Below are 10,609 nucleotides of genomic sequence, written 5' to 3' on the forward strand. Positions count from 1 at the left end.
GACATTAGTTTGAAGAGGGATCCCTGCTGGGGTGCTTGAGATCGGTCAAATCGTTGAGGCGGCGCAGGATCCCCCATCCCTGTAGGGCTTCCAGCAGGGCTTCCCGCACGACGGCTACCGTTTCTTGGTCGAGGGCCAACCGCAGATAATCCACCGCCAGCCGGGTTTGCTCGGGATCCAAGTGGGACATTAAGCTCTGCAAGCGGCGAACGCCCGCCAGCCGTCTGAAGGGATCGGGAGAGGCAACGTCGCTGAGATCGCGCTCCAATTGAGACCGTTGCCGCTCTTGTCGGCGGCTGAGCCACTCCCCAAACAGCAGCGACAACAAGGCTAGGGTGGCCAATCCCTGTAAAATGGCGCCGGTGGCCAGCCAACGCTGGTTGGATTCCGCCCAGATGGAGACAAGGGTGTAGGTGCCGAAGGTGGCGGCTGCTCCCGAACCAATTGCCAGCAAAAGCGAGCGATCCGCCTGACGAAACCAAGCTCGCCACTCCCGCCAGCGGCGGTTGAACTCAGGGCTGCGCATCCCCTGTAGCCCCAACATCACCAAGGTACCCACCCCCAAAGAAAGAGCCAGCCGCCCGTTCCAGAAGGCCAGCCCCGCCAATGCCAAGCCCGACAGGGCCAGAACCCGCCATTGCGGCCCTGCTAGGATCCACAGAGCAACTTGGGATCCCGTCTCCACTGCCCCACGCCCCACCCGCTGCAGATACTCTGACCAGGATCCCTGGCCGGAAGAAGGGCGACCCGATTGATGTTTCACCGATGGCAACTCCCAAAACTCGGCCCTATCTGGCCCTTTGCAAGGCGGCAAGATAGGTCAACGTTCTCTAAATTATGCTCTTATGCTTTGCCGGTGGAGTCGAGATAGGCTTTCCACCCTTGGGCTTGCAACTGATCGTTTTTCTCCTGCACCGCCTGTTTTAGGCTTTCCCGATAGGCGATCACTCGCCGGAGCAGGTCGGGATCTCCACTGGCCAGGATCTGCACCGCCAGCAGACCCGCATTGTAGCCGTTGCCAATGGCCACCGTGGCCACCGGGATCCCTTTGGGCATTTGCACAATCGAGTATAAGGAGTCGATCCCCTGCAGGGATGGGCTGAGCACCGGCACCCCGATCACCGGCAGAGGGGTGAGGGACGCCACCATCCCCGGCAAATGGGCTGCTCCCCCTGCCCCGGCAATAATGACGCGGATCCCTTGGGTATGGGCGCGGCGGGCAAACTCTACCATGGCCTCGGGGGTGCGGTGGGCGCTGAGGATCTGCATCTGGTAAGGGATCCCGAATGCTTCGCACACCTGGGCGGCGGGTGCAAGGGTGGGCAGATCGGAATCGCTGCCCATTACGATGGCAACGAGGGGGGAAGGTTCCATAGGCTGCTGGCCCGGCGTAGCCGATCCATCATCGCATAGCCCAACCCCGTCAAGATGGGCGGGGGTTCTGCCAACAGGAGTGTGGCATCTCCCTCATCCAGGCGGCGCAAGCTGGCAAAGAGGGCGCGGGCGGCTGCCTTGAGATCCGAACCCAAACACTCCAAACTGAACGTGATCCCCGGCCAATGGCAGGAGAGGGTGTTCAGCAGAGCCTGGGAATCCGCGGCAAAGCTGAGGATGCCTAGGTGAGAATGACCGGTCGCCAGATGCCGCACCTGTTGCCAATCGCCGGGCTGAAGCTGGGCAAAAGGGGTGGGCAAAAGCCAGAGGGGCTTACTGGGAGCGTAGTGGCTGCTCAGCCGTCCTGGCGCTTCCGGCGGGCCCGTTTTGCCGTCCTCAGAGGCCCGGATGGGCAGTTTCAGGTGAGCTTCTAGGGCTTCCAGCGAGATCCCTCCTGGGCGCAGCAGCGTCGGGATCCCCTCGGGGCTGAGCTTCAGCACGGTGGATTCTAGGCCCACGGCACACTCTCCCCCGTCCAAGATGTAAGGGATCCGCCCTCCCAACTCTGCATAGACGGCCTGGGCTGAGGTGGGGCTGATGCGGCCAAAGCGATTGGCACTGGGGGCAGCCAGAGGGGTTTGCACCGCCTGCAACAAAGCTTGAGCCACCGGGTGAGCAGGCACCCGCAGGGCAACAGTAGGCAACCCGCTGCTCACCAGATCCGGCACGGTGGGACACTTGGGCAGCACCAAAGTCAGGGGCCCCGGCCAGAAGGTGTCGATCAGGGATCCCAGCAGAGCACGGGCGGTGGGAGTAAAAGCCGACACATCCACCAGCCACCCCTGCAGCTGCTCTAGGGTCACCCCAGCCGGCAGATGCAGGATCAGGGGATCGAAGCGGGGGCGCTCCTTGGCGGCAAAAATGTTCGCCACTGCCTGCTCATCCAAGCCATGGCCCGCCAGGCCGTAAACCGTCTCCGTGGGGATGGCCACCAACTGGCCCCGCAGCAAGGCTGCCGCCGCTACGGCAATGTGCTCAGGAGTGGGTGAGAGAATTTCCGTCTGCATCCATGACTCGGATTTGGAGTAAGGGCTAGGGATCCCGTTCTTCAATCCATTTTTGCGCCTGGTAGAGGGCGATGTTGATCTGATCCCCAAACAGCAGCGCCAAGGAAGTGAGCCAAACCCAGAGCAGCAGCACAATAACTGCCCCCACCGCCCCGTAGACTTGGTTGAACTGCCCAAAGTGCTCCACGTAAATCCGCAGCCCCCAAGACACCCCAACCCACAGTAGGCTGGCCACGATGGCTCCCGGCCAAATCGGCATTTGGGGTCGGCGCAAGCTGGGGCCAAATCGATACAGCACCCAGCAGGAGAAGACGACCAACCCCAGCGAAATCGGCCAGGTGAGGATCCCCCACAAGTTCAACCCCAGCTCTCGCAAGGGATCCAACTGAGTCGGCCCGCCAACTTCCTGCGCTAAGAATCCCGCTTTCCTGTACAAGAAGCGCAAAAAGCTGGCACTGAACAAAAAGATCAAGCTGGCCAGTCCGGTCAACCCCAAGGTGGCGAGCATCCAAACCAGCGAGATCAGCTTGCGTCTCCAGAAGGGACGGCGCCTATCTTGAGGGATCTCATGGCTGAGATCCAAAGCTGTCATCACCGCCCCCATGGCTCCAGAAGCAGCCCACAGGGTGCCCAAGAAGCTGAGGGACAACAGCCCCCGTTCGCGTCAGCGGTGCGGAGCACTTTTTTGCCCGAAGCGGAGCTCGCGCACATACCGATCCAAAAGCGCCAGAGCCTCATGGGGAGCAATTTGGCTCAACTGCTCCATCAAGCGCTCGAAGGCTTGCTCAGAGGAGCCGACAAACAGCCCAACCCCGGTCAGGAGCGTGAGGATGAAGGGGAACAGCGCCAACACCGAGCTATAGGCCATTTCAGAGGCCAGGCCAAACAGCCGGTAGCGCATCGCGTTTTCCCAGGCCAACCGCAGGGTTAGCCAGACCAACTCTCGCCGGGAAGTCCGTCCTGACGACGCGAACGGGATCCCCAGCGCCCACAGCCGCTCAACCAGTCGCTCCAGCAGCCTCATGGTTCAGCACTTCAGCCCACCGGGGTAGGTACTGGGAAAAATCCTGTTTTTTGACAAACCGAAAAGGCCCGGATAGGGATCCCCAGATCACTTGATCGGTCTCCGGATCCCGACCTTGATCCAAGCTGTGAAAGTAGTCGGCTCCGATCTCAAACTCGCTGTACAAATAGGTGGTTCTGCCTTTGCGTTCAACAACACAGCCTTTGCCGGGTAGGCTGCGGCCCCGATAGCAAGATCCCGTCCATTCTACCTGGGTGATACAGCCGGGCAAGAGTTCCAGCTCCGCTGCTGTCAGACCGGCCAATTTCCCCTTCGCGTAAGCGTTGCATAGCAACAACTCTCGACCGGCGCACCTGTAGGAGTCAGGAGCCGTCAAAGCATAGTTTTGAATCCGGATCCCATCTGGAGTATCGAAGAGGTGGATCACCCGCTGCCGGTAGGGCTGCTCAGGATAAATGTCGTACAGTTGCTCCACGTAAAACCCCACCCCCTGGAACACCGACCAAGGCAAGGGACATTGGTACACATGAATGTTGGCAAACCAGACGGGCTCTGCGAGCGCCTGCTGCAGGTTGTTGAAGTGCCCTGCCATCCAGGTGGCCAGTTGGGCCAGTTGGGGGGAAACAGACATAGGTTCAGATAGATTCAATAGAGATTGAGAAGATTCTGTTTGAGCACTCCTGATCCTGCAGACTTTGCCCAATTGTCGAGGACTCCGTCGCGATGGCGCGCTCCATGACCCACTTTACAAAATTACCCAAGCTGCTGTTCTCGGGCTCAGTGGGCCATCCAAAGCGGAGTAGCCGGCGTTTTTTGCAGGGGAGCGGTCGACACCCCAAGAAAGCTTGTATCCTAGAAGGTACAACGCACAGACAGCGGTGAGTTGGGCGGGTTTCCAGGTTTCCCAATGTTGATTTGGATCCCATGAGTGCGCTTCTCTCCCCGGCAACCGATTTGCTGGACGAGTTGCGGCAGCTTTTCCCCTTTGAGCTGGACGACTTTCAGATCCGAGCCATTCAGGTTCTGGCTGCTGGGGAATCGGTGGTGGTTTGTGCTCCCACGGGATCCGGCAAGACCCTGATTGGAGAATATGCGATCTATCGAGCCTTATCCCAGGGCAAGCGGGTTTTCTATACAACGCCCCTAAAGGCCCTCTCCAACCAAAAGTTCCGGGATTTTGGCCAGCAATTTGGCCCGGAACGGGTTGGCCTGCTCACCGGCGACATTTCCATCAACCGGGATGCACCGGTCTTGGTGATGACCACCGAGATCTTCCGCAACATGCTCTACGGCACACCGATATCCTTGGCAGTGCAAAGGTATGCCTACGGCGAACGCGATGACGGCACAGAATTCTCAGAGGGCGAGGTGGATCCCTTGCGGGATGTGCAGGCGGTGATCTTGGACGAATGCCATTACATGAACGACCAGCAGCGGGGCACCGTCTGGGAAGAAGCGATCATCTACTGCCCCCCCACGATCCAGCTCATTGCCCTTTCTGCCACCTTGGCCAACAGCGACCAGCTCACCGATTGGATGAACCAGGTGCATGGCCCCACCCATCTGATCGACTCCAACCATCGACCTGTACCGCTGCAATTTCACTTTGCCAATCACAAAGGGCTATTTCCGCTGCTGGAACAAACGGAGTCGGGGCAGTGGGTTCGCAACCGCCGCTTGAAAAGCAAACGGCCCAACTCCCACGAGCCCTCCTGGGCAGGAGTGCCGGACATAGCGCAGGTGTTGGAAAACTTGCGCCAGCGGGACATGCTGCCGGCCATCTATTTCATCTTCAGTCGCAAAGGCTGCGACATGGCCGTGGCCAGCGTAAGGGATCTGGACCTGATAGCCAGCGAGGAAGAGCGGCAGCAGTTGGCTGAGCAGATCGACCGCTTTTGTCGAGAAACGCCCGAAGCTGTCCGCCGAGATCAGTTGGATGCCCTTTACCGGGGCATTGCCGCTCACCATGCCGGTATGTTGCCTGCCTGGAAGGGGCTGGTGGAGCATCTGTTTCAGCAGGGATTGGTGAAGCTGGTCTTCGCCACCGAGACTTTGGCCGCCGGGATCAACATGCCTGCGCGAACCACGGTGATCTCTTCCCTTTCCAAGCGCACCGACACGGGCCACCGCCTCTTGACCGCTTCTGAGTTTATGCAAATGTCGGGCCGAGCCGGACGGCGGGGCAAGGACATCATCGGCCATGTGGTGACGGTGCAATCCCCGTTTGAGGGGGCCCAAGAAGCTGCGCGGCTGGCCACCTCTGGAGCGGATCCCTTGGTGAGCCAGTTTACCCCCACCTATGGCATGGTGCTGAACCTGCTGCAAAAGCACTCTTTGGAAGCAGCACGGGATCTGATCAACCGCAGCTTTGGACAATATTTGCTCTCGTTGCAAAAGTTGCCCGCACAACAGGAAATCCAACACACGCGGGCCGAGCTACAAGAGATCGATCGCATCCTGGCAAACGTTTCCGACGAAGACATTGCCCGCTATGAGAAAATGCAGGCGCAACGGCGGGAAGAACGGCGCATTTTGCGCTACTTGCTCAAACAACGGGAAGCCGAGCCGGATCCCACCTTGCGTCTGTTGGCTTTTCCCCACATCCAAGCCCAAGAGGAAAAAATTCGCACCCTAGAAGCTCAAATCCGAGAGAACCCCGCTCACCAAGTGGGGAAAAAGTTGCTGGGTTTGCGAGAAAAACGACAGCGCTTGCTCAAGCGCCTCGAGCACCTGGAGCGGCAGAGCGATTCCGTGCAGGAGTTGCGCTGGCAACAATTTATGGCCTTGGTGGGGGTGTTGCAGGATTTCGACTGTCTGCAAGAATATCAACCTACCGATAGCGGAGAGGTGGTGGCTGCGCTGCGGGGGGATAACGAGCTCTGGCTGGCGCTGGCTCTGCTCTCCGGTGAGTGCCAGGGCTGTGCTCCTCATCATTTGGCCGGAGTTGTGGCTGCCTTGGTCTCAGAGGCTCCCCGTTCAGGCATCTACAGCCGGTTGCGCACCTCAGGACTGGTGGAAGATGTGCTGCACGGGTTACGGGGTTTACGGCGGCAACTGTTCCGCAGCCAACGCCAACACCAGGTGTTTCATGTGCCGATTGGGTTTGAGCCCAGCTTGGCCGGGATCGTCGAACATTGGGCTCAAGGGATCCCTTGGGAGACCCTGGAAGCCAGCACCAACCTAGATGCCGGAGACCTGGTGCGCCTGATCCGCCGCACGCTGGATTTGCTTTCTCAGATCCCTTATGTTCCCCATCTGCCGGCGGAGTTACGGGAAAATGCCCGTCAAGCCCAAAAAATGCTGGATCGCTTCCCGGTGAGCGAGTTGATCTAGCGAGCTCAGACCGTTTGCTGTTCAGTGAGGTTGCAGCTCTATGATGCCCGCCGGTGAACCCACCCTCAGGGATGTGTTGAGTGTTATTGAAGAGATCCGGCAAGATGTGGAAGAGATCCGACAGGATGTGGAAGGACTCCGGCAGGATGTCTCCAGAACCAACGAGCGGCTAGAAGCCCTGGCAGCCGATCAAGCAAAGCGCTGGGCCGAGCAGGAAAGACGTTGGGCTGAGCAGGAGAGACGTTGGGCCGAGCAGGGGATAGAAAACCGGGTGATCCTAGAACGAATTGACACCTATCAAAAGGCTAGCGCCCAAGTGGTTAACCTGGCTTTTGCCTTGATTGGAGCTGCCACCGTAGCTCTTGTCGGCATCGTCCTACGGTTGGCCGTTAGTCTATAGTCAGCTGGTTCGGCAAAAACTTCGGCAGGCAGGATGGCCTTGCTTCTCTATTCGGCAACTGGTACGGCTTGTCCTTGAGTTTGGCATTCCGAATGGCCATCTCTGACAGGGCCATGTCCCACCCCGTCTGTTATATCCCCTATTGTGTCCCACTTTAGCCTGGATTACAGTGGGTTTCCCCGGTCTATCGTGGACACTAAAAAGCCCAGAAGCCTTGCTGGGTAAGAGCTTTCTGGACTTCAGTGGACGTTATCGGATTACGGAGAGAGTGGGATTCGAACCCACGGTGAGTTGCCCCACACAGCATTTCCAGTGCTGCGCCTTCGACCACTCGGCCATCTCTCCAGATTGAGAACAGGGGCGACTTTCCAGAGAGCTAAAAAGTCAGCTTTGTGATCCTAGCAGAGGATGGAAGCCATCAATGAGATCCTTTGGGATCCCCAGGCCGAAACATTTGCAGCAACACTTGCCGGCGAGAGCACCGCCAGTAATCAACATGGGATCCGATCAACCCCGTCTCATTGATCTGCATCTCTGTCCAGCCGGGGATGCACAGGCGGGGACGCCAAGGCAAAGCCAAAGAACCGCTTAGGATCCACTCGGTGCGGATCTGGTTGCCGGTTTGCCGAATATCCTGCAGTTCGAGACGGATATCCTGTAGCCAACGCCCTATCCCCTCGATCATGCGGCGATAGCGATCCAAGCCGCGAAACTCGTTGAGGGGATCCCGGAAGTAAACCTGCGGGTCGTAGATCGCATAGGTCTGATCCCGGGGAAAGCGAGCGTAATCTGCCCGCAAGATGGCCACCAGATCGGCGCTAGGCGGGGCTTGGGAAGGAAGGCTCATGTCTTGGCCACGACAGAAAGAGACACCGTTTCCCCAGGGGCGGGGCAACACAACTGGATAGATTGGGACGTGGCGGCATTCAAGGCTGCCAGCTTTTCTCGAAACTCCTGCAGGCTGCCCAAGGGGCGGATCTGGGCGGCAAACCACCCGTGGTAGTCCACCTCTCCCATCGCCGTAGGGATCACCTGCTGGGGGCGTAGGGCTGCCACCACCTCCAGGGCCCGCTCTGGCCCCATGATCACCTCTCCCAAGAGGGGAAAGATCTGCCCCACCACCGGGATCAGCAGAGTATGAATGGGGCACAATTCCTGCTGCAATCGCAGCCGGATATCCGGTTGGGAAAGATGAGGCTCGTAGTAAAGCCGTGTCTGAGAGGGCACCTCTTCCAGCAGATAGCCCAGCTCACGGACAGGCCCTAGGGGCGCACCGGGAATGGCTGTGACCCGCAGATCCCCCCACTGAGCGGACTGCCAGGGATCCAGAGCCTGAACCGTTGCAAATCCCAGACTCTTCACGACTCTGGCCGCAGCCGGCGAGGCCAAAACGGGGATCCGCTTATCCAGGCGCTGCAACGTTGGTGGGTGGCAGTGATCCGGCTGGGCTTGGCTGAGGAGGATCCCGTCGATTTTGGGCAAGGTCTCCGGCGTAAAAGGGAGCGGCTGGCGGTGCTCCAGGCGGATGAACCAGGGGATCCCCAGAAACACCAAGGGATCCACCAGCCACGGATCCAATAGGAAGGTTTGCTCCCGGGTGTGGATGAGCCAACTGTTGAGGTCGATGCGGGTCAGTTGCATGAGTTTGAAGTGAGGTTATTGCCCGGTAATGGAGAGATCGGCAACCCAAATGCGGGGACACAGCCCACCGGGTGTGACTTGCGGCTCGGGCTCGACGTAGAAAATCGACTTCAACAGCTCCAGGAAGTCTCCGGCCACCGTGGCCGCTTCGATGCTGATGCGTTCTCCTTGGCGTACCCACCACCCTTGAAACGGCAGCGAGAAGGATCCCTGTAGGGGCTTAACGCCGGCATGAAGCGCTTGCAGCTCATCGATCCAAACTACATTTTCAGCCGTAGCCAAGTCATAGGTGCTCTCCGGCGGTGCCCCGGCAAATACATGGTAGTAGTGGGCGGCAACTGTGACCTTGGCGCCGATGTTGGCATGGCCGGTGGGCTGGGCTCCTAGGCGCTTAGCCGTACCGGCGCTGTGCAAAAAGTGGGTCAAGACCCCATTGGTGATGAGGGGGACACGGCGGGTGGGGGTGCCTTCGCCATCAAAGCTGATCGCTCCCACATTGGTCGGGTGTAGAGCATCATCACACACCGACAGAAGAGGTGAGGCAATGGTCTTGCCCAGGGATTCTGGGGTGGACAGGCTTTGGTTGTCCAAAATGTTTTGGGCATTGAACACATTGGAGAAGGCGCTCAACAAACTCAAAAAGGCTTCTCCTGAAAAGACCACTGTGTATTTTCCAGAGGGGATCCGCTCGTACTCCAGATGGCTAATCAGTTTCTCAGCAGCTTCCTGCACACAACCCTGGATATCCAACTCATCCAGGCTGCGAGCCACTCGCATGGCTCCGGCGCTGCGGGGTTTGCGACCTTCTTGCTCTGCCTTGCTGTAGAGAAAAACCGAAGCAAGGGTATGCTCCTCTTGTCGCAGGGCTTGGTGGCTGTTGAGGTAGAAGCGGTTGATCTGCCGCTGCGCTAGGCCGTTGTAGGGCACCCCCTGAATGGCGGGATGGGATCCCAGCAGTGCCTTTTCGGCAGCCACCAACTGTTCCAACAAGTCGCCGGCCAAAGCCAACGGCCCTTTGTCGTTACAAGGCTGGGCAATGGGCAGAGTGGCTTCCGGGCTGAATTGAGGGGCATGTTCCCGCACGCCAAAATGGCTGGCTTCAAAGGCCGTTTGCAGGGCCAGTTCCAGCCCCGCCTCATCCACATCGGTGGTGGAAGTTACTCCCACCTGCCCTTGGTCGTTCCAGGCCCGCACCGTCACGCTGCAGCGGTGGGAAGCCTTGACCTGGCGAGGTTCCCCATGATCTACCTGCACGCTGGTTTCATCCACTTGAGCCCCGTAGAGATCAAACTGAGGGATCCCCAGCCGCCGGGCACAGCTTTGTGCCTGTTCTGCCAACACCTCGACTTGCACCATTGCCACTCCCCAAGTTCCTGTTGCCATCCAGCGCCTCTAGTAAACTACCCGCACTCATGCTGACGCAGAGCGCTCCGCACCGCTAAAGCGAAAGAGTGCAGGCTTTCGGTAGCCCTGTAGTTGGCAAGCCAACCACGGACCTCTAGGCTGGTTTACAGCAGCCCCAAGTTTGGCAATCATGTTGGCCCCATTCCAGTCCGCATCCCCTTCCCATCCACAGTGCCCACACTTAAACTGCTTCCCACTGCGATTTTGCTACGCAACGCTGACGCGACAGGATTGCGCAGGGTCGGGATGGATGTGCAAACACTTGTGACAGGTCTGCGAGGTATAAGCAGGCGGAACAAGGATCAGAGAAACCCCTGCAACTCTCGCCTTGTATTCCAGAAACTGCCTCAGTTGGTAGAACGCCCA

9 protein-coding genes, 1 tRNA gene and 2 pseudogenes are annotated in these 10,609 nt (G+C 58.9%); 2 read left to right on the forward strand and 10 right to left on the reverse strand.

Annotated elements, in window-relative coordinates:
• Positions 1–4: 4 nt before the first annotated feature.
• The 5 genes and pseudogenes from NW842_RS02320 to NW842_RS02340 form a co-directional block, all read right to left on the reverse strand.
• Positions 5–763 (reverse strand): hypothetical protein, encoded by a 759-nt coding sequence (locus NW842_RS02320; RefSeq protein ID WP_414375404.1) that lies wholly within the window; start codon positions 761–763, stop codon positions 5–7.
• Positions 764–843: 80 nt separating this feature from the next.
• On the reverse strand, positions 844–1,374 hold the full coding sequence (gene purE / locus NW842_RS02325) for a 5-(carboxyamino)imidazole ribonucleotide mutase (protein WP_414358129.1): 531 nt from the start codon (positions 1,372–1,374) through the stop codon (positions 844–846).
• Positions 1,344–2,441 carry an L-threonylcarbamoyladenylate synthase gene (locus NW842_RS02330; RefSeq protein ID WP_414358127.1) on the reverse strand — a complete coding sequence of 366 codons (1,098 nt, stop codon included), beginning with the start codon at positions 2,439–2,441 and terminating at the stop codon, positions 1,344–1,346. Before NW842_RS02330 ends, purE begins: the two co-directional genes overlap by 31 nt.
• Before the next feature lie 25 nt (positions 2,442–2,466).
• Positions 2,467–3,465 (reverse strand): annotated as a pseudogene (locus NW842_RS02335) (YihY/virulence factor BrkB family protein).
• Entirely contained in the window at positions 3,440–4,096 is a 657-nt protein-coding gene (locus NW842_RS02340) for a chromophore lyase CpcT/CpeT (protein WP_414358122.1), read from the reverse strand. The pseudogene NW842_RS02335 and the gene NW842_RS02340 overlap by 26 nt, the downstream one beginning before the upstream one ends.
• Before the next feature lie 293 nt (positions 4,097–4,389).
• Between NW842_RS02340 and NW842_RS02345 the strand changes: the two genes are divergently transcribed.
• Both NW842_RS02345 and NW842_RS02350 read left to right on the forward strand, forming a co-directional pair.
• On the forward strand, positions 4,390–6,798 hold the full coding sequence (locus NW842_RS02345) for a DEAD/DEAH box helicase (protein WP_414375405.1): 2,409 nt from the start codon (positions 4,390–4,392) through the stop codon (positions 6,796–6,798).
• 40 nt (positions 6,799–6,838) lie between these two features.
• Entirely contained in the window at positions 6,839–7,198 is a 360-nt protein-coding gene (locus NW842_RS02350) for a hypothetical protein (protein WP_414331067.1), read from the forward strand.
• Between the two features lie 260 nt (positions 7,199–7,458).
• On the opposite strand, the gene NW842_RS02355 is transcribed toward NW842_RS02350, so the two are convergent.
• From NW842_RS02355 to NW842_RS02375, 5 genes and pseudogenes are all read right to left on the reverse strand, one after another.
• Positions 7,459–7,543: transfer RNA gene (locus tag NW842_RS02355), tRNA-Ser, on the reverse strand.
• A gap of 73 nt (positions 7,544–7,616) precedes the next feature.
• Positions 7,617–8,045 (reverse strand): DUF2358 domain-containing protein, encoded by a 429-nt coding sequence (locus tag NW842_RS02360; protein ID WP_414417396.1) that lies wholly within the window; start codon positions 8,043–8,045, stop codon positions 7,617–7,619.
• On the reverse strand, positions 8,042–8,839 hold the full coding sequence (locus NW842_RS02365) for an MBL fold metallo-hydrolase (RefSeq protein ID WP_414417397.1): 798 nt from the start codon (positions 8,837–8,839) through the stop codon (positions 8,042–8,044). The genes NW842_RS02360 and NW842_RS02365 overlap by 4 nt, the downstream gene beginning before the upstream one ends.
• Positions 8,840–8,854: 15 nt before the next feature.
• A complete protein-coding gene (locus tag NW842_RS02370) occupies positions 8,855–10,195 on the reverse strand; it encodes a TldD/PmbA family protein (protein ID WP_414417398.1) in 1,341 nt (446 codons plus the stop codon).
• A 54-nt stretch (positions 10,196–10,249) separates the two neighbouring features.
• Positions 10,250–10,609 (reverse strand): annotated as a pseudogene (locus NW842_RS02375) (zinc ribbon domain-containing protein); the annotation flags it as partial.

The organism is Synechococcus sp. R55.4, assembly GCF_047461935.1.
GTDB lineage: Bacteria > Cyanobacteriota > Cyanobacteriia > Thermostichales > Thermostichaceae > Thermostichus.

Coding starts and splice junctions, on each gene's coding strand:
- NW842_RS02350 (WP_414331067.1), top strand. CDS start 6,839: ATGATGCCCGCCGGTGAACCCACCCTCAGGGATGTGTTGAGTGTTATT.
- NW842_RS02330 (WP_414358127.1), bottom strand. CDS start 2,441: ATGCAGACGGAAATTCTCTCACCCACTCCTGAGCACATTGCCGTAGCG.
- purE (WP_414358129.1), bottom strand. CDS start 1,374: ATGGAACCTTCCCCCCTCGTTGCCATCGTAATGGGCAGCGATTCCGAT.
- NW842_RS02365 (WP_414417397.1), bottom strand. CDS start 8,839: ATGCAACTGACCCGCATCGACCTCAACAGTTGGCTCATCCACACCCGG.
- NW842_RS02340 (WP_414358122.1), bottom strand. CDS start 4,096: ATGTCTGTTTCCCCCCAACTGGCCCAACTGGCCACCTGGATGGCAGGG.
- NW842_RS02370 (WP_414417398.1), bottom strand. CDS start 10,195: ATGGTGCAAGTCGAGGTGTTGGCAGAACAGGCACAAAGCTGTGCCCGG.
- NW842_RS02345 (WP_414375405.1), top strand. CDS start 4,390: ATGAGTGCGCTTCTCTCCCCGGCAACCGATTTGCTGGACGAGTTGCGG.
- NW842_RS02360 (WP_414417396.1), bottom strand. CDS start 8,045: ATGAGCCTTCCTTCCCAAGCCCCGCCTAGCGCCGATCTGGTGGCCATC.